Raw genomic sequence first — 17678 nt, forward strand, 5'->3', positions numbered from 1 at the left:
ATACCGGACACGAACGAGCGGTCGCCCCGACTGGGGCGACCGCTCGTTCGGAAAGCGACCCGGCCGATCAGGCGTCGAGGGTCTCCAGGTGTTGCTTGACCTGGGTGATCGAGGGGTTCGTCAGGGCGCTGCCGTCGGCGAAGCGCAGCGTCGGCACCGTCTGGTTGCCGCCGTTGACGCTCATCACGAACTCCGCGGCCTTCGGGTCCTGCTCGATGTCGACCACCTCGTACCCGATGCCCTCCCGGTCGAGCTGCGACTTCAGGCGGTGGCAGTAGCCGCACCAGGGGGTGGAATACATCGTCAGCATCCTCGGATCCTCCAACTCCTCCGGCCGCGGCTTGCGGGTCAAGCCGAGGCTGTTCGCTGCAACGCTGGGAGGAGCTGAGATGATTCCTGGTTGTGGTGGTTGACTCAGCGTCGGAACGGGTGCTCGCCGGGCTGGACCCGGAGCAACGCTCCGCCGTGACCGCACCCGCCGGCCCGGTCTGCATCCTGGCCGGCGCCGGCACCGGTAAGACCCGGGCGATCACCTCCCGGATCGCCCATCGGGTGCTCTCCGGCGAGATCTCCCCCCGGCACGTGCTCGCGGTCACCTTCACCGCCCGGGCCGCCGCCGAGATGCGGAGTCGGCTCACCGTGCTCGGGGTGGGCGGTGTGCAGGCGCGCACGTTCCACGCCGCCGCGCTGCGCCAGGTGCGGTACTTCGCGCCCCGGCTGCTGTCCGGCCGGGCGATGCCCGAACTGCTGGACAGCAAGGTGCGGCTGGTCACCCTCGCCGCCGCCCGGGTCGGCCTGCGCACCGACCGGGCCGCGGCGCGGGACCTGGCCGGTGAGATCGAGTGGGCGAAGTCGTCGTTGGTCGAGCCGACGGACTACGTGGTGTCCGCGGCCCGGGCGCTGCGCGACACACCGCACGAACCGGCGAAGGTCGCCGATGTGTTCACCGCGTACGAACAGCTCAAACGCTCGAACGGGGTGATCGACTTCGAGGACATGCTGCGGGCCGCGGTGTGGGGGATCGAGGAGCACTCGGACGTCGGCGAGCAGGTCCGCACCCAGTACCGGCACTTCGTGGTCGACGAGTACCAGGACGTCAACCCCCTCCAGCAGCGCCTGCTCGACGCCTGGCTGGCCGGCCGCAACGACCTCACCGTGGTCGGCGACGCCAGCCAGACGATCTACTCGTTCACCGGGGCGACCTCGGCGTACCTGGTCGACTTCCCCCGCCGGCACCGGGGCGCCACGGTGGTCCGGCTGGTCCGCGACTACCGGTCCACCCCGCAGGTGGTCGGGCTGGCCAACGCGGTGATCGCCCAGGCCCGGGGCACCGAGGCGCGGCTGCGGCTGGAGTTGAGCGGGCAACGCCCACCCGGCCCGGAACCGGACCTGCGGATCTTCACCGACGAGCCGGCCGAGGCCAACGCGGTGGCCGCGCGCTGCCGGTCCCTCATCGACTCGGGTACGCCGGCGAAGGAGATCGCCGTGCTGTTCCGGGTCAACGCGCAGTCCGAGGCGTACGAGAAGGCGCTCACCGAGGCCGAGGTGCCGTACGTCGTGCAGGGCGCGGAGCGGTTCTTCGAACGGACCGAGGTGCGCCAGGCGATGGTCGCGCTGCGTGCCGCCACCCGCTCCATCCCGGGGGAGACACCGCTGCCGGCCGCCGTCGTGGCGGCACTCAGCGCGGTCGGCTGGGCCCCGGACGCGCCCCCGGCCGGCGGTGCGGCCCGCGAGCGGTGGGAGGCGCTGTCCGCGCTGGTCCAGCTCTCCGAGGAGTACGCGGCCACCCCCGAGGTGGTGCCGATCGGCGAGGCCGCGTCGGTGGAACGCCCCGTCACCCTCACCGACTTCACCGAGGAGTTGGCCCGGCGGGCCACCCAGCAGCACGTACCGACGGTGGACGGGGTGACCCTCGCCTCGCTGCACTCGGCCAAGGGTCTGGAGTGGGACGCGGTCTTCCTGGTCGGCCTCGCCGAGGGCACCCTGCCGACCACGTACGCCAAGACCGTCGAGCAGGTCGAGGAGGAACGCCGGCTGCTCTACGTCGGCATCACCCGCGCTCGGCAGTGGCTCTGGCTGTCGTACGCCGCCGCGCGCTCGCCGGGCGGACGAGCCCGGCGGCCGTCGCGGTTCCTGCCCCAACTGGACCGCTCGGGCGGCACCGAACGGGCGAGCGCCGGCACCGGTCCGGTGGCCAAACGTCCCGAGCGGCGGCGCACCCAGATCGTCTCCTGCCGGATCTGCGGTGCCACCCTGCTCGCCGGCCCGGACCGCAAGCTCGGCCGCTGCCCCACCTGCCCGTCCGACATCGACGAGGAGCTGCACGAGCGGCTGCGCGAGTGGCGGCAGCGGGTGGCCGGGGCGCAGAAGGTCCCGGCCTACGTGGTCTTCACCGACGCGACGCTTGTCGCGTTGGCCGAGCGGCGACCCGGCCGGCCCGAGGAGTTGATCGCCATCGCCGGTATCGGCCCCCGCAAGCTGGGCCTCTATGGGGAGTCGGTGCTGGCCCTCGTGGACGGCGCGGGGGTGGATGACGTCTGCCCGGAGAAAACTTTCGAAATCCAGTCGTAAATTCGTTTGCCCTCGCCCCGGCGCGAGGAATAGCCTCAGGACACACCACGCGAGCGGCGCTATTCCGGCTGCTCACGGGGGTTGGTTCAGTCGATTCGAGGAACGTGAGGGAGGTGGCACCCGTGAAGATCTTCACCTATGAGCGTCTGGCGGCGATGCCGTCTGTCCACGCTCCGCTGTCGGCTGTCCGGGTGGCCCTTGCGGCTGCACGGCCGTCGGTTCCGCAGGTGCACCAGGTTAAGGCCGAGCTGATCCTGACCGTCGCACCAGTCGGAGTCGAGGGGACCAGTGGGTCCACTGGCAATGGCATCCAGGTCGCCAACAAGCGCACGGATGTCCGCGGCGTTCCGCCTCGAGGTAAACCGGTCTGACCATCAGACACCGGCTCACCTCGAGGCCGCGGAACCCGCTTACCGGGATCCGCGGCCTCAGTTTTTTGCCCGTCCTCAGTACGTCGGAATGCGATCCACGAGATCGAAGTGAGAGAGAGGTGAGCGGGAGATGAGTCTGGCGTTGGCCCCCCTCGACGTGAGCGTCGAGATGGAGGCGAACCTGCCCTGCCGGAAGTTCGACCCCGACCTGTGGTTCTCCGACTCGCCTGCCGAGCTCGAGCTGGCCAAGTCGCTCTGCGGGGACTGCCCGCTGCGCGTCGAGTGCCTGGCCGGGGCGGTGGAGCGTGCGGAACCGTGGGGCGTCTGGGGCGGCGAGATCTTCGAGCGTGGCGCGGTGGTTCCGCGTAAGCGGCCCCGTGGCCGTCCGCGCAAGGAGGACGTCGCGCGTGACGCCGAGCTTCGGGTCGAGGCCGAGGCGCGCCTGGCGGCCAGTGGGCTGTCCGAGGTGCGTGGCGCGGTCCGGCTGGCAGCCTGACATGTTCCCGACCCGTACCAACTACGCCGGTGGCACACCGGCAGTGAGCGAGATGACGATGTTCAACCTTTCGACCGGATCCTTCGAGATGCAACTACTCCACCAAGCGTTGTCCAGGGCTCGAACGCGTCGGCCTCAGGCCGGTCGTACCACCACGCGCACTGAGGCAACCCGATCCGCCCGTACCGTCGCTATGAACAGCCGCAACCAGACGGCTCGCGACCTGGGCGTTCTCTAGTACCACCCCGATGCGAGGAAGGGCGGGTGCCGACCGGCACCCGCCCTTTCCGACGCGCGTGGTCAGGCGGCCGGGGCGAAACCGGGCAGCCAGCGTTCCAGGATGCTGCGGTACGGAGCCTTCGCCTCCAACTGGCAGAGCACCCCGATCGAGCCGAGCGTCACCCGGTGGATCAGCAGGTACGACGGCGGCAGGTTGAGCTGCCTGCTCAGCTGGTAGGTGGGGGAGCGGGGGCTGGCGAGTCGGCCCGCCTCGCCCCGCAGCCAGGCCCGGGTGAACCGGAACCCGTCTGCCGCGATGGGCTCCAGCATCGGACGGACGAAGTCGAGCACCCCCTCGGCGTCGATCTCTTCGGTGGCGCCGATGAACCCCTCTGACCGCAGCCCGGCCACCACCTCGTCGGCGTCGCCGCGCAGGGCCAACGCGGCGATGCGACCGATCGGCTCCGGTGTGCCCTCCGGCATCCGGGCCACCGCGCCGAAGTCGATCACCCCGAGTCGGCCGTCGGGCAGCATCCGGAAGTTTCCCGGGTGCGGGTCGGCGTGCAGCAGCCCGGCCCGCTGCGGGGCGGAGAGGTGCAGGGTGGCCATCAACCGGCCCGCCTCGTCCCGCTCCTCCTCGGTGCCCTCCCGGATGATGTCGGCCAGCGGAGTGCCCGTCACCCACTCGGTGACCAGCACCCGGGGCGCCGCGTTGATCACCTGAGGGATGTAGATCTCCGGGTCGCCGGCGTACGCCTCCGCGAAGGCGCGCTGCGACTCAGCCTCCAACTCGTAGTCCAGTTCCTCGGTGATCCGCTCCCGCAACTCGACAAGGAGTGGCTTGACGTCCAGGCCGGGCTGGATGGCCCGGAACATCCCGCCCAGGCGGGAGAGCTGCTTCAGGTCGGAGAGCAGCGCCTCACCGGCCCCCGGATACTGGATCTTGACAGCCACGTCGCGGCTGTTCGGCGCGCCCGACTCGTCGAACCCCGGCTCACGCCACCGTGCCCGGTGCACCTGGCCGATGCTGGCCGCGGCCGCCGGGACGTCGTTGAACTCGACGAACCGGTCCCGCCAGTCCGGGCCGAGCTGCTCGGCCAGCACCTTGTGCACGCTCGCGACCGGCAGCGGGGGCGCCGCCTCCTGGAGCTTGGTCAGCGCCTGGCGGTAGGGCGCGGCGATCTCCTCCGGCAACGCGGCCTCGAAGACCGACAACGCCTGGCCGAACTTCATCGCCCCGCCCTTGAGCTGGCCCAACACGCTAAACAGCTGCTCGGCGGTGCGCTGCTGGATCTCCGCGGAGATCACGTCGGAGGCGAGCCCGGTGACGCGCTTTCCCATGCCGAGAACGGTCCGGCCGGCGAAGCCGAGCGGCAGGGCGGCGAGCTTGGCGGTGCGGGACACGGCGCGGCGCGGGATGTCGGTCACTCGGCCATTGTTACCGACCGGAGGGCTCCGCTGCTGCTCTGCGGCCGGGCTGGTGCGGACACTCGCCCCCGCGAGCACTCACACGCCGGGTGCGGCGGCCAACCTCGGCGTCGGAAACGACCCGCGCCAGCGATCTCCACGGCCGCGCCCAGCGTCTCCGGCTGCCCGCCGTCGAGCTGTATCAGTGCCTCGGCCAGCGCGTACCCGATGGCCGCGAGCAGCGTGCCGGTCGCGCCGGCGGCCACTGGCTCCGCTGCGGCGAGTTGGGCGGCGAGCCGCGGCCAGTCCGGGTCGCGGTCGGCCCGGTGTAGCTCAACGCAGTGCAGGCACGGGCCGGCGGGCGGGCAGACCAGCGGCCCGATTACCGGTACGCCCTCGCGCAGGGTGACCAGCAGGTGTGGCTGCCGACGCTGGGCGAGACCGGCGGCGAGCAGCGCGGGCGGCCGGTCCGTGCCGAGTTGGATCACCAGGTCCACCCGGCCGGCTCGGACCGGCTGGGTGTTGGTGCCGGGCGCGGAGCGGTCGACCGCGGCCCGTACCGCCGGCGACAGCGGATGACCCAGCTCGCTGGCGGGAATGCCGGTGCCGACCAGGTCCACGGGGCGCACCGGGCCGGTGAGGAGAGGGACCACCTGCCCGACGCCGGCCTGCGCCAACGCCACCGTCAGCGGCCCGCCGAGCGCCCCGGTGCCGGTGAGCACGACTCGGGCGACCCGTCGTCGACGCAGGACCTGGGCGGGGGTGCCGGGTAGTCGAGCGGCGGCGAGGGCCAGCGCGCCGGCCTCCGCGGTGAGCCGGGCGCGGGCGGGGCCGGCCAGGTCACGGGGGAGCAGGCTGTGGGCGGGCACCAGGAGGCCGGCCGCACGCAGGGCGTCGAGCAGGGTACGCGCGTCGTCGTTGGTGACCTGCGCGGCGGCCGCCCGGGCCAGCACGGCGCGCTCGCTGTGGGTGCCGTCGAGCAGGTCGAGCAGGTGGGCAGCACGCGGGTTGGCCAGCTCCAGCAGCACCGCCGGCCCGGGGCCGACGCCGAGCTAGAGGGTGTGGCGGTCTCGCCACAGCCGGTTGAGGCCGGGCAGCAAGGTGGGGCGGGGCAGAACGATGCGGCTCATGGTCACCAATCGTGAGCGCTTCTTCGCGCTCGGTCGATCGTTGTCCACAGGTTCTCAGGCCGCTGTCCAGCGTTGTCCACAGGCTTTGCCGGGTTATCCACAGCCCGCCGGCGAGGCTGTCGGCCACCCGACAGGGCACCGGCGACCCACCGACCGCGGAGACGGCAACGGGGCGGGGTGACCGGTGGCCACCCCGCCCCCGCCACTCGTACGGGTCAGACCTTGGCCTTGCCCAGGATGCGGTTCACTGTTGTGCCGCATACCGGACACTTGCCCTTTGCCATGTTCATTCCGGTCTTCGAGACCTCGACGTGCCCCTCGAAGTCCCGCTTCTCCTTGCACTTCACGCAGTAACCGTTGTAGGTCGTCTGGGCCTGGTCGGCCACGGTGCCCTCCTCGTCTCGTCCGCCGGTCGATGCCGTCCCGGCGGGGTGCCCGGCGGCGGGCCACACGGGGCGCCGGCGCTGGGTCTCACTCCACGGCCACCTACGTGACCGCTGGTCCGCGGACCCTACCCAGGTCTGGGCGGTTCCATGTCAGCTGTGCATCGACACTGTGAGCTAGTCGACGTCGAGAGTGTGCATGGCGAAATAGGTCGGATAAGTCAGTTTGGCGGGGACACGCCGACCAAACCCCCACAGATACCCGTGCGAGTGCCCCCGAGGGGGCAATCGGCACCGTGATCACTTACGGTGGGGAGGTGCCACGTAGGGGCACCATCGGTGTTCACCAAGGGTGACGAGGTGGTGCGGTGCCGTTGCGGTCAAGAAATTTTCGGGACGCCTGTCGACTAATTACCACTTTCCGGGCGCGTGCCGAGTGGTTGACTCTTGCGGACCCCTGGTCAGTGGGCATTAGCTTTCCTTCGTGACACGTAGCCGAGGCTGCGCGGGCCAGTGATGGCGGGGACGCGCAAGCCGGTCGTCGAGGTGCGGCGCAGCCAGCGTCGGCGACGTACGGTGTCCGCGTACCGTGACGGTGAGCGAGTCGTCGTTCTCATCCCGGATCAGTTCTCCCGGGCCGAGGAGAGCGAGTGGGTCGACCGGATGCTCGCCCGGCTCGCCGCCCGCGAGGGCCGCCTGGCCCGATCCGACACGGAGCTGCTGGCCCGTGCCACCCGGCTCATCGATCTCTACCTCGCCGGGTACGCCACGAAGGCGGTGCCCGCCAGCGTCCGATGGGTCACCAACCAGAACGGCCGATGGGGCTCGTGCACCCCTGCCGACCGCAGCATCCGGATCTCACACCGCGTTCGGGAAATGCCGGACTGGGTGATCGACTACGTGTTGCTGCACGAGCTGGCACACCTGATCGTGCCCAGCCACAACGCCCGGTTCTGGGCGTTGGTCGGCCGCTACCCCAAAGCCGAACGCGCCCGCGGCTACCTCGAAGGTGTTGCTGCCGCCTCCGGCGCTCCGCTGCCCGCCTGATCGGCCTAGATCCACTCGGCTTCCTGAAAGGGGCGCTGTCGACGCCCCTCGGACACCCCTTCTTCCCGGGCCTCAACCTGATTGGCCTAGATCGACTCGGTCTCCTGAAAACCGCGCTGTCGACGCCATACGGAGGCCGCGCTTTCAATGAAATCGAGTCGATCATGCCGGCGGGCGCGGCGCGGTGTCGGCCGTGCGGGGCGGCCGTGCGGGGCGGCCGTGCGGGGCGGCCGTGCGGGGCGGCCGTGCGGGGCGGCCGTGCGGGGCGGCCGTGCGGGGCGGCCGTACGGGGCGGCCGTACGGGGCGGCCGTGCGGGGCGGCCGTACGGGGCGGCCGTACGGGGCGGCCGTGCGGAGTGGCCGTGCGGGGCGGCCGTGCGGGGCGTGTCCTGCGGCAGGGCGGGCGGGTGGGTCGGGGCGGGTGGGGTGGGGCGCTAGGGTCGGGGGATGGCGCGACGGGTGGTAGTGGCGTTGCTCGGGTCGGTCTCCTGGTCGCCTCCGGGCGTCGACCTGGCCGAATGGCGAGCGGCTCTCGCGGAAGACGTCATCGACCTGTTCGCCACGCTCAACGAGGTGGAGGTCGCGGTCGCGGTGACCCCGGCCGACCGGGCGCTGGCCGATGCGCTGGTGTGGCCCGGCACGACGGTGTACGAGGTGGCCGAGGCCACGCCGAACGCCGTGTTCGCCGCGCTGGAGGGCTACGACCAGGCGGCGGTGCTGGTCGCGGATGTGCCTGACCTGCCCGCGTTGACCGTCGGTAAGCTGCTGCGTCCACTCACCACCCGACCGGTCGCGGTGGCTCCGGTCGAGGGTGGCGGGCCGGGCCTGCTCGGGGTGGCGGTACGACTGCCCGCGCCGGACTGGCTACCGACGCTGCACCTGGACACGGCGAGGCCGGCCGAGGCGCGCGCCAACGCACCGCGCCCCGCTGACGTGGCGGTCACCGCGGGCTGGCGTCGACTGCGCGGCCCGGCTGACCTGGCCACGCTGGACCCGGCCTTCGAGGGTTGGGAAGCGACCCGCGCCCTGCTCTCCGGCTCGGGCCGCCCCGCCTGACCGGAACGGTTACCGACCTGCCCAGCCACGGCCACCCGCACGTCGGGTGCCCGCCGTCGAGCAGCACGGGCACCCGGTTGCACGCGCCCCGGACCCAGGGGCCACGGGCTCCGGCGGCACGACCCAGGTTTCAGGGCTTGACGTCGCCCTCGTCGTCGGTCTCGTCGGGCTGACCGGGGGCCTTCTCCTCCACCCCGCCGGGCGCGGTGAAGTCGAAGCTGTCCAGCTCGCTCAGGTCCGTGTCGTTCATCGCGAAGGCGACCGGGTCGGCGAAGTCGTCGTCCGAGGGGAGCAGGTCCGGGTGACCCCAGACGGCGTCGCGACCCTCGATGCCGCGGTGCTCGGTGAGCGCGGCCCAGAGTGCCGCGGCCTCGCGGAGGCGGCGCGGGCGCAGTTCCAGGCCGACCAGTGCGGCGAAGGTCTGCTCGGCGGGGCCACCGGCGGCCCGGCGGCGGCGGAACGCCTCGCCCAGCCGGACGACGTTGGGCAGCCGGTCGCTGGCGGCGCTGTCCACGACGTGGCAGACCCAGCCCTCGACCAGGGCTAGTGCGGTCTCCAGTCGGGCCAGGGAGGCCTTCTGCGCCGGAGTGTCCTCCGGGGTGAAGATGCCCTCCAGGGCGATCGCCTGCATCGACTCCGGGTCGGTCGGGTCGACCCGACCCATCGCCTCCTCGATCGCCTCCCGGTTGACGCGGATGCCCGAGGCGTACATCTCGACCGCGCTGAGCACATGCCCGCGCAGCCACGGGACGTGCTGGAACAGCCGCTGGTGAGCCGCCTCGCGCAGCGCCACGTAGAGGCGGACCTCGTCCTCGGGAAGTTCCAGGCCCTCGCCGTACGCCCGGATGTTGGCCGGGATGAGGGCGGCCGTGCCGGCCGGGCCGAGTGGCAGCCCGATGTCGCCGGCGGAGAGCACCTCCGCGGCGAGCGAGCCGAGCGCCTGGCCGAGTTGGCCGCCGAAGAGCGCGCCGCCGAGGGAGGCCACCATCGACTGCATCGGGCCGAGCTGGGCGCGCGCCTCCGGTGGCACCAGGTCGCCCATCGCGCCGACCATCCGGCTGGCGACCGGGTCGCAGAGCTTGCGCCACACGTCGAGCGTCTTGAAGATCCACTCGTTGCGGTTCCAGGCCACCGGTGACTGGATGCCCGACGGCCAGGACGAGGCCGGCTCCAACCACAGGTCGGCCAGGCGCAGCGCTTCCTCGACCGCGTTGCGCTCAAACGGTGACACCGCCGGGTCGCCGGCGGCCGCGAGCTGGCTGGCCGCTACCTGCCGGGCCAGGTCCCAGTTGACCGGACCGCTGCCCGGCGCGGAGAGCAGGTGCTGCAACTGCGACATGAACTGCTGCATCTGCGCGGGATCGTTGGGGTCTGGTGGTTGCCCACCCGGGAGCGCGAAGCCGAACGGAATATCAGGCACGACGTCTACGGTACGCGGACCGCGCCCCAGGTCGCCGCCGCTGGTGTTGCGCTGAGGGCGAAGTCGCGTGGCGCATCCGACGGGAGGCGCCCGGCCGGTCGGTACGCTCTGCGGCATGAGACGTCGTGGCCTGACGGTCCTGCTCGGTGCCCTGTTCACCGCCCTGCTGAGCATCGGGGTGCTGCGGGTGCCGATCCCGTACGTGGTGCTCGGCCCCGGCCCGACGGTCAACACCCTCGGCACGGAGGATGGCAAGGAGGTCATCCAGGTCTCCGGGCGGGAGACCTCGACCTCCGCCGGCCAGTTGCGGCTGACCACGGTGGGTGTGCAGCCCACGGTGCGGTTGCGGGGGGCGATTGCGGGCTGGTTCTCCGACGACGAGGCCGTCGTGCCGCGTGAGTTGGTCTACCCGCCGGGGGAGTCGACCGAGCAGGTCGAGCAGCGCAACGCGGAGGACTTCAAGGCGTCGCAGACCAGCGCGGAGACGGCCGCGCTGCGCGAGTTGGGTTTTCCCGTGCAGGTGGTGATCAAGACGGTGGCCGGGGACGGGCCGGCGGCCGGGGCGTTGAAGGCCGGTGACGTGATCACCTCCGTCGACGGTCAGCCGGTGCCGGTGGCCGCGAAGGTCACCGAACTGATCCGGGCCAAGCCGGCGGGTACGGCGTTGTCCATCTCCTACACCCGCGACGGCGCGCCGGCCACGGCGACGATCACCAGTCGTGAGCAGGATGGCCGGCCGCGGATCGGTGTGGAGATCGATCAGCAGCAGCCGCACCCGTTCACCCTCGGCATCGACCTGGGGGACATCGGCGGGCCGAGCGCCGGTCTCATGTTCGCCCTGGGGATCGTCGACAAGTTGACCCCGGCCGACCTCACCGGCGGCCAGATCATCGCCGGTACCGGCACCATCGACGACGAGGGCGCCGTCGGCCCGATCGGCGGCATCGCCCAGAAGTTGGTCGGGGCGAAGCGCGCTGGCGCGAAGGTCTTTCTGGTGCCGGCGGACAACTGCGCCGAGGCGGTCCGCAATCCACAGCCCGGTCTGCCGCTGTTGCGGGTGGGTTCGTTGGACGAGGCGATGACCGCCCTGGAGACGTTGCGCGCAGGGGGTCAGCCGACTCGTTGCTGACCGGTGTGACCGTGCCCCGACACGCTCAGGAACACCCCGTACTCTGGGTGCCTGGTCGGAGCCGATCACATCGAGCGTGCGGAGCCAACAGTGGTCATGCGTAGCAGCAGCCCCCTTCCGAGGATGAGTCGGCGCGGGCGCGTCACCATCGCGGTCCTGGTCGGGGTGTTCGTGCTCTTCACCCTGCTCGGCTGGGGTGTCCAGGCGTGGACGGACTGGCTGTGGTTCGACGAGGTCCGCTACACCGAGGTCTTCACCGGCGTGCTGGTGACCCGACTGTTGCTCTTCCTCGCCGTCGGTCTCGGCATGGCGGTGGTCGTCGGTGGCAACCTGTGGCTGGCGCACCGGTTGCGTCCGCGGCTGCGTCCGCACTCGGTGGAGCAGGCGACGCTCGAGCGTTATCGGATGGCGCTCAGCCCGCGACTGGGCACCTGGATCGCGCTGACCGCCGTGGTGGTCGGGCTCTTCGCCGGTCTCTCCGCGCAGAACCGGTGGAGCCAGTGGCTGCTCTTCCGCAACGGCGGTGACTTCGGGGTGAAGGACCCGGAGTTCGGGGTGGACATCGGCTTCTACGTCTTCCAGTTGCCGTTCTGGCGTTACCTGCTCGGGGTCGCCTTCACCGCTGTGGTGCTAGCCGTGATCGGCGCGCTGGCGGTGCACTACCTCTTCGGTGGGGTCCGCCTGCAGGGCGTCGGGGACCGGATGAGCAACGCGGCCCGCGCGCACCTGAGCAGCCTGGTCGCGGTCTTCGTGCTGTTGAAGGCCGTCGCGTACGTGCTGGACCGGCGGGCGATGTTGCTGGAGTACAACGAGGGCGCCAAGTTGTACGGCGCCGGCTACGCCGACGTCAACGCGCTGCTGCCGGCGAAGGAGATCCTGGCGTACATCTCGATCGTGGTGGCGATCGCGATCGTCGTGTTCTCCAACGCCTGGATGCGGAACCTGGTCTGGCCGGGGATCTCGCTGGCGCTGCTCGGTGTGTCCGCGGTGGCCATCGGCGGCATCTACCCCTGGGCGGTGCAGACCTTCGAGGTCAAGCCGAGCGCCAAGGACAAGGAAGCGCCGTACATCCAGCGCAGCATCGACGCGACGCGAGCGGCGTTCGGGCTGGGGGCCACCGAGACGACCGCGTTCGCGGCGAACAACTCCACCCCACCGGCGAACCTGGCCACCGACACCTCGGTGGTGTCGAACGTGCGGCTGCTCGACCCGCAGTTGGTCAGCGAGACGTACACCCAGCTCCAGCAGGTGCGTGGCTTCTACGACTTCGGCCCCAAGCTGGACATCGATCGCTATGGGGTGAACGGGAAGGTCTCCGACTACGTGGTCGGCGTCCGGGAGATCAACTACGGCGAGTTGACCGACCAGCAGAACACCTGGATCAACCGGCACACCGTCTACACCCACGGGTACGGGCTGGTCGCCGCCCCGGCCAACCAGGTGGTCTGCGGCGGGCAGCCGTTCTTCGTGTCCGGCTTCCTCGGCGAGAAGACCCAGGAGGCGTGCTCCTCGCAGACCGAGCAGATCCCGGCCACGCAGCCGCGGATCTACTACGGCGAGCGGATGGCGGCCGACGACTACGCGATCGTCGGTCAGGCCGACCCGAACAAGAAGGCCGAGTTCGACAGGCCGGTCGGTGAGGGTGGCGGCGAGTCCTACACCTACACCGGCGAGGGCGGCGTCGAGATCGGCTCCTTCACGCGGCGGTTGCTGTACGCCATCAAGGAACAGGAGTCGAACTTCCTGCTCTCCGAGGCGGTCAACAAGGACTCCAAGCTCCTCTACGTGCGCAACCCGCGGGACCGGGTGGAGAAGGTCGCGCCGTTCCTGACCCTGGACGGCGACCCGTACCCGGCGGTGGTCGACGGTCGGGTGCAGTGGATCGTCGACGGCTACACCACGGCGGCCACCTACCCGTACGCCGAGCGGGTCAACCTGCAGACCGAGACCACCGACGAGCTGACCAACCGGGGCACCTTCCAGCTGGCCCGGGAGAACGTCAACTACATGCGCAACTCGGTGAAGGCCACCGTCGACGCGTACGACGGCACCGTGAAGCTCTACGAGTACGACGACACCGACCCCGTGCTCAAGGCCTGGAACAAGGCGTTCGGCGGTGACCTGATCCAGCCGAAGGCGGACATCCCGGCCGCGCTGACCGAGCACCTGCGCTACCCCGCGGACATGTTCAAGGTGCAGCGCAACCTGCTCACCAAGTTCCACGTGACGAACCCCGGCGACTTCTACTCCGCACAGGACTTCTGGCAGGTGCCCAACGTGCCGGACTCCCCGGACAGCGGCCAGAAGCAGCCTCCGTACTACCTGTTCACCCAGTTCCCGGGGCAGAACAGCCCGCGGTTCCAGCTCACCGCCGCGGTCACCCCGAACGGCCGGCAGAACCTGGCCGCGCTGATCTCCGGGTCCTACGTCAACGGGCAGCCCCGGCTGGAGGTGCTGGAGCTGCCGGATCAGACCCGGATCTCCGGCCCGGTGCAGGTGCACCAACAGATGACCAACAACGCCAACATTCGCCAGCAGCTCACCCTGCTCTCCAGCAACCAGGCGCAGGTGCAGTTCGGCAACCTGCTCTCGTTGCCCTTCGCCGACGGCATGCTCTACGTCGAGCCGGTCTACGTGAAGAGCAACCAGCAGGACGCGTACCCGCTGTTGCAGAAGGTGTTGGTCTCCTACGGTGACGGTGGCTCCTTCGTGGCGCTCGCCGACAACATCAACGACGGCATCAAGCAGCTGGTCGAGCAGGGTAAGAAGGCCGGGGGCGGCACGTCACCGCCCCCGACCACCGGGGGCAATCCGACGACGCCCACGCCCACGCCGACGCCGAGCGGGACCGCCACGCCGACGCCGACGCCGAGCGCCAGCATCACGCCGCCGACCGGTGACCTGGCCGTCGCCGCGGACCGGGTGCAGACCGCGATCACGGAGGTGCGGTCCGCACAGACCTCGGGTGACTTCGAGCGGTACGGTCGTGCGCTCAAGACGCTGGACGAGGCGCTTACCGCGTTCCAGCAGGCGCAGCGGGCCGCCGGAGCACCCAGCGGCAGCGCCACACCGTCGGCGGGTGGCAGCCCGAGCGCGGGCGGCTGACCGCACTCACCGGGTGTAACTCGCGGAGCCCTCGTCGTCGGACCACCCGGTCCTGGCGACGGGGGCTCCGCTGTCGTTGCGCATCCGGGCCTGGCTTGACTGATAGGTGCCGGACCGCGATCCGGCGGATTCGGATGTCGTTTTGCGGCGGCCGGGGGTGGTGCGCTACGGTTAGCGAGTCGACGCGGGGTGGAGCAGCTCGGTAGCTCGCTGGGCTCATAACCCAGAGGTCGCAGGTTCAAATCCTGTCCCCGCTACGAGAAACATCGAAAGCCCGTTTCCGGTTCGCCGGAGGCGGGCTTTCGACTTTCCCGACGTGTGCGGCTGCTCGGAAGCTCGAGCGTTCGCCCGCTCGCTGGCGTCAGCGGTGACCCCGCTGATCATCGCCGAACGGGATGGGTTAAGGTTAAGCAGTCGACGCGGGGTGGAGCAGCTCGGTAGCTCGCTGGGCTCATAACCCAGAGGTCGCAGGTTCAAATCCTGTCCCCGCTACCAACGGCAGTGCAACAGGTCCGGCCCCCATCCGTGGGGGCCGGACCTGTTTTTGTGGCCGCCGACCTGAGTAAGGTCGCCGGGTGCTGGAGGTTGCGGGGATGTTGCGTCCGGTCGGGATGCTCTCCGAACGGCTTCGGTACCAGGCTCGGCGCGGACCGACGTGCCGAGTTTGCGTCGGTCGGCGAGGATGGGCACATGTCTTCATTCGGTAAGTGGTGGGGCCGGCTCAGCGCGGTCCTCGGTGCGGCCGTACTGGCGGTCTTCGTGCCCGTCGCGGCCTGGGCGTCCACGGGCGCCGGCGAGGTGGTGGTCGAGGCCGCCCGGCGGCGGTCCCGCGGCGGCGGCGGCTTCGGAATTCTCGGCCTGCTCTGCTGCCTGGTGGTGGTCGGGATCATCGTGTTCCTGGTCCTGCGTCTGACCCGCAACCGTCGGAACGGCCCGCCGCGCTGACCGCTGGCGGCCCGTCCCGATCGGTTGGTCGACGGCGGCGGGCCGTGGGCCGGCCGCCGGTGGTCACGCCGCCAGTGCGGCGTTGGCCTGGGCGATGAAACGGGAGGCGGCCGCCCGGGTGCCGGCCCGCTTGACGCGGATGCTCTCCGCGGTGGTGACCAGCAGGGTCCGCACCCTGGCGTGCCCCTTCGGGGGTGGCGCCGGGGCCGGGCCGAGCTGGTCGGCGATGGCCGCGCCGAACGCGGCGGCCCGCTGCTGGGCCGGCTCGGTGATGCTGCCCTCGGCGTAGCGGCGGACGGCGAGACTGGCGTTCAGGCCACGTTCGTGGCCGAGGACGGTGCCGGCCTCGCCGTTCGTGGTCAGGAAGTTGATCACGTCGGTGACGGTGTCCGGGTGGCGGGTGCCCCGGAACGCTGCCCAGAACATCGACGCGCGCGCCCACTGCGCGCCGGTCGGCCCCGGCAAGCCGACAATGCCCAGCTCGGCCTCGGTGAGCCGCTGCAACTCGGGCAGTTGGTGGGACCACGCGAACGACGCGGCGGTCAACCCGGTCACCACCAGTTGCCGGGACGGCTCGCCGCTGTCGGCCTGCTCGACAAGCGCCGCACCCGGGGTGGCCCGCCCCTTGCGGGCCCGCTGCCACAGCTCGAACCAGGCGATCAGTTGTTCCACGCCGAAACCGAGCTGCTTGCCCCGGTAGAGTTCGCCGCCCTGCGACCGCAGCCAGAGCCAGAGCGCCCGGTAGTCACCGGACCCGTCCATGGCGCCGGCCACCTGGCCGTCGCTGGCTTCGGTGACCTGTTCCGCCCAGGAGATGTACTCGGCCCAGCTCATTGCGGCGCGCGGCTCCGGCACCCGCAGTTCCCGCAGCAGGTCCCGGTTGAAGACCACACCCGGGTGGGTCTGCCCGGCGGCCACCGCCATCGTCCGCCCCTCCACCGTGCCGTAGCGGATCAGGCCCTCCGGCAGGCCCCGCAGATCGAGGCGATGGTCGCTGACCCGGTCGGTGAGGTCGAGAATGATCTGGCGTTGCGCGTAATCGGTCAGCACCGTGTCGTCGACCTGGATCAGGTCCGGTACGTTGCCGCCGGCCGCCTGGGTGGCCAGTCGCTCGTAGTAGCCATCGGCGCCCTGCCAGGTCACCCGGAACGTCACCCGGGGGTTGCGCTCCGAGTAGAGCCGCAGCACCTTCTCGGTGAGTTCGGCACGCCTGGTGCCACCCCACCAGAAGACCGACAGCTCGACCGGCCCGTCGTCGGTCGAGGTGGCGGCGCCGTCGCTGCATCCGGCCAGCCCGCCGGACGCGAGCAGGGGAGCACCGAGCAGCGCGGCGAGCAGTCGGCGCCGGCCCGGGTCGGCGCCGAGGCGGTCGATCGGCTGTGGAACAACGGGCACGGGGGTCTCCTGGACCTGCGAGGGCGGCGGTCGGACCATTCACGCAGGGAGCGCACGAAGGTGTCAACGTCCGTCCGGTCACCCCCCGGCACGGGTGGTCGAATCAGGCCTCCCGATGCCGCGTGGTGTACTAGGGCGTGTGGAACTTCTGCACTCGGGCAAGGTTCGGGACGTGTACGCCGACGGCGACGACCTGATCCTGGTCGCCTCGGACCGCATCTCGATCTACGACGTGGCGCTGCCGACGCCGATCCCGGACAAGGGTCGCCTGCTCACCGCGCTCTCGCTGTGGTGGTTCGAGCAGCTCGCCGACCTGGTGCCGAACCACGTCATCTCGGCCACCGACGTGCCCGCCGAGTTCGCCGGGCGGGCGATCCGCTGCCAGCGGCTGGACATGCTCCCGGTCGAGTGCGTGGCGCGCGGCTATCTCACCGGCGGCGGCCTGCGGGAGTACGAGCAGACCGGCACCGTCTCCGGCGTGGCGCTGCCCCGAGGGCTGGGTGAGGCGTCGATCCTCCCCGAGCCGATCTTCACGCCGTCGAGCAAGGCCCCGATGGGCGAACACGACGAACCCATCACGTACGCCGACGTGGTGGACAAGGTAGGCCAGGCCACCGCCGAGCGACTGCGGCAGATCACCATCGACGTCTACCGGCGCGGCGCGGAGCTGGCCGCCGACCGGGGCATCCTGATCGCCGACACCAAGATCGAGTTGGGCTGGGCGCCGGACGGCACCCTGGTCCTGGGCGACGAGCTGCTCACCTCCGACTCGTCGCGGTTCTGGCCGGCTGAGTCGTACCAGCCGGGCCGCGTGCAGTTCTCCTACGACAAGCAGTACGTGCGGGACTGGGCCACCGGCGGCGGCTGGAACAAGCAGCCCCCGGCACCGGACGTGCCCGACGAGGTGGTCGAGGCGACGCGTGCCCGCTACGTCGAGGTGTACGAGAAGCTCACCGGCAACCGCTGGAGCTGAGCGCGTTACCGCCGTCCGCCGCCCCCTGCGT

The 17678-nt window shown here is 71.0% G+C and carries 14 protein-coding genes, 2 tRNA genes and 1 pseudogene; 11 read left to right on the forward strand and 6 right to left on the reverse strand.

Annotated elements, in window-relative coordinates:
• Positions 1–67: 67 nt before the first annotated feature.
• Entirely contained in the window at positions 68–310 is a 243-nt protein-coding gene (locus ACFYPM_RS08960) for a mycoredoxin (protein WP_357066605.1), read from the reverse strand.
• A 92-nt stretch (positions 311–402) separates the two neighbouring features.
• Between ACFYPM_RS08960 and ACFYPM_RS08965 the strand changes: the two genes are divergently transcribed.
• From ACFYPM_RS08965 to ACFYPM_RS08975, 3 genes are all read left to right on the forward strand, one after another.
• Positions 403–2571, forward strand: a complete 2169-nt coding sequence (locus ACFYPM_RS08965; RefSeq protein ID WP_387192855.1) for an ATP-dependent DNA helicase UvrD2 — start codon at positions 403–405, stop codon at positions 2569–2571.
• A gap of 122 nt (positions 2572–2693) precedes the next feature.
• Positions 2694–2942 (forward strand): hypothetical protein, encoded by a 249-nt coding sequence (locus tag ACFYPM_RS08970; protein WP_387192858.1) that lies wholly within the window; start codon positions 2694–2696, stop codon positions 2940–2942.
• A 130-nt stretch (positions 2943–3072) separates the two neighbouring features.
• Positions 3073–3438 (forward strand): WhiB family transcriptional regulator, encoded by a 366-nt coding sequence (locus ACFYPM_RS08975; RefSeq protein ID WP_328420094.1) that lies wholly within the window; start codon positions 3073–3075, stop codon positions 3436–3438.
• Positions 3439–3738: 300 nt separating this feature from the next.
• On the opposite strand, the gene ACFYPM_RS08980 is transcribed toward ACFYPM_RS08975, so the two are convergent.
• The 3 genes and pseudogenes from ACFYPM_RS08980 to ACFYPM_RS08990 form a co-directional block, all read right to left on the reverse strand.
• Positions 3739–5085, reverse strand: coding sequence for an ABC1 kinase family protein (locus ACFYPM_RS08980; RefSeq protein WP_387192861.1), 1347 nt, complete (start codon positions 5083–5085; stop codon positions 3739–3741).
• Positions 5082–6194, reverse strand: a pseudogene (locus tag ACFYPM_RS08985) (hypothetical protein). Before ACFYPM_RS08985 ends, ACFYPM_RS08980 begins: the two are co-directional and overlap by 4 nt.
• Before the next feature lie 215 nt (positions 6195–6409).
• Complete coding sequence (locus tag ACFYPM_RS08990) at positions 6410–6580, reverse strand: DUF5679 domain-containing protein (protein ID WP_167457767.1); 171 nt, start codon at positions 6578–6580, stop codon at positions 6410–6412.
• 513 nt (positions 6581–7093) lie between these two features.
• Between ACFYPM_RS08990 and ACFYPM_RS08995 the strand changes: the two genes are divergently transcribed.
• Both ACFYPM_RS08995 and ACFYPM_RS09000 read left to right on the forward strand, forming a co-directional pair.
• Positions 7094–7624: a M48 family metallopeptidase gene (locus ACFYPM_RS08995; RefSeq protein WP_387192864.1), complete on the forward strand. Its 531-nt coding sequence runs from the start codon at positions 7094–7096 to the stop codon at positions 7622–7624.
• A 447-nt stretch (positions 7625–8071) separates the two neighbouring features.
• Positions 8072–8680: a hypothetical protein gene (locus ACFYPM_RS09000; RefSeq protein WP_387192867.1), complete on the forward strand. Its 609-nt coding sequence runs from the start codon at positions 8072–8074 to the stop codon at positions 8678–8680.
• Positions 8681–8810: 130 nt separating this feature from the next.
• On the opposite strand, the gene ACFYPM_RS09005 is transcribed toward ACFYPM_RS09000, so the two are convergent.
• A complete protein-coding gene (locus ACFYPM_RS09005; RefSeq protein ID WP_387192870.1) occupies positions 8811–10100 on the reverse strand; it encodes a zinc-dependent metalloprotease in 1290 nt (429 codons plus the stop codon).
• 115 nt (positions 10101–10215) lie between these two features.
• On the opposite strand from ACFYPM_RS09005, the gene ACFYPM_RS09010 reads away from it, so the two are divergent.
• The 5 genes from ACFYPM_RS09010 (at position 10216) to ACFYPM_RS09030 (ending at position 15279) form a co-directional block, all read left to right on the forward strand.
• Positions 10216–11229: a PDZ domain-containing protein gene (locus ACFYPM_RS09010; RefSeq protein WP_387192873.1), complete on the forward strand. Its 1014-nt coding sequence runs from the start codon at positions 10216–10218 to the stop codon at positions 11227–11229.
• Between the two features lie 96 nt (positions 11230–11325).
• Positions 11326–14334 (forward strand): UPF0182 family protein, encoded by a 3009-nt coding sequence (locus ACFYPM_RS09015; RefSeq protein WP_387192874.1) that lies wholly within the window; start codon positions 11326–11328, stop codon positions 14332–14334.
• A gap of 183 nt (positions 14335–14517) precedes the next feature.
• Positions 14518–14591: transfer RNA gene (locus ACFYPM_RS09020), tRNA-Met, on the forward strand.
• A gap of 161 nt (positions 14592–14752) precedes the next feature.
• Positions 14753–14829, forward strand: a tRNA-Met gene (locus ACFYPM_RS09025).
• 195 nt (positions 14830–15024) lie between these two features.
• On the forward strand, positions 15025–15279 hold the full coding sequence (locus ACFYPM_RS09030; protein WP_357246715.1) for a hypothetical protein: 255 nt from the start codon (positions 15025–15027) through the stop codon (positions 15277–15279).
• 63 nt (positions 15280–15342) lie between these two features.
• Here ACFYPM_RS09030 and ACFYPM_RS09035 read toward each other — a convergent pair whose 3' ends face one another.
• Positions 15343–16674 (reverse strand): ABC transporter substrate-binding protein, encoded by a 1332-nt coding sequence (locus ACFYPM_RS09035; RefSeq protein ID WP_387192877.1) that lies wholly within the window; start codon positions 16672–16674, stop codon positions 15343–15345.
• A gap of 139 nt (positions 16675–16813) precedes the next feature.
• On the opposite strand from ACFYPM_RS09035, the gene ACFYPM_RS09040 reads away from it, so the two are divergent.
• A complete protein-coding gene (locus ACFYPM_RS09040) occupies positions 16814–17647 on the forward strand; it encodes a phosphoribosylaminoimidazolesuccinocarboxamide synthase (RefSeq protein WP_387192879.1) in 834 nt (277 codons plus the stop codon).
• Positions 17648–17678: the final 31 nt, after the last annotated feature.

The organism is Micromonospora sp. NPDC005203, from assembly GCF_042872705.1.
In the GTDB taxonomy this organism is placed as follows: Bacteria; Actinomycetota; Actinomycetes; order Mycobacteriales; family Micromonosporaceae; genus Micromonospora.

Coding starts and splice junctions, on each gene's coding strand:
- ACFYPM_RS09010 (WP_387192873.1), top strand. CDS start 10,216: ATGAGACGTCGTGGCCTGACGGTCCTGCTCGGTGCCCTGTTCACCGCC.
- ACFYPM_RS08960 (WP_357066605.1), bottom strand. CDS start 310: ATGCTGACGATGTATTCCACCCCCTGGTGCGGCTACTGCCACCGCCTG.
- ACFYPM_RS09030 (WP_357246715.1), top strand. CDS start 15,025: ATGTCTTCATTCGGTAAGTGGTGGGGCCGGCTCAGCGCGGTCCTCGGT.
- ACFYPM_RS08975 (WP_328420094.1), top strand. CDS start 3,073: ATGAGTCTGGCGTTGGCCCCCCTCGACGTGAGCGTCGAGATGGAGGCG.
- ACFYPM_RS08995 (WP_387192864.1), top strand. CDS start 7,094: ATGGCGGGGACGCGCAAGCCGGTCGTCGAGGTGCGGCGCAGCCAGCGT.
- ACFYPM_RS09000 (WP_387192867.1), top strand. CDS start 8,072: ATGGCGCGACGGGTGGTAGTGGCGTTGCTCGGGTCGGTCTCCTGGTCG.
- ACFYPM_RS09015 (WP_387192874.1), top strand. CDS start 11,326: ATGCGTAGCAGCAGCCCCCTTCCGAGGATGAGTCGGCGCGGGCGCGTC.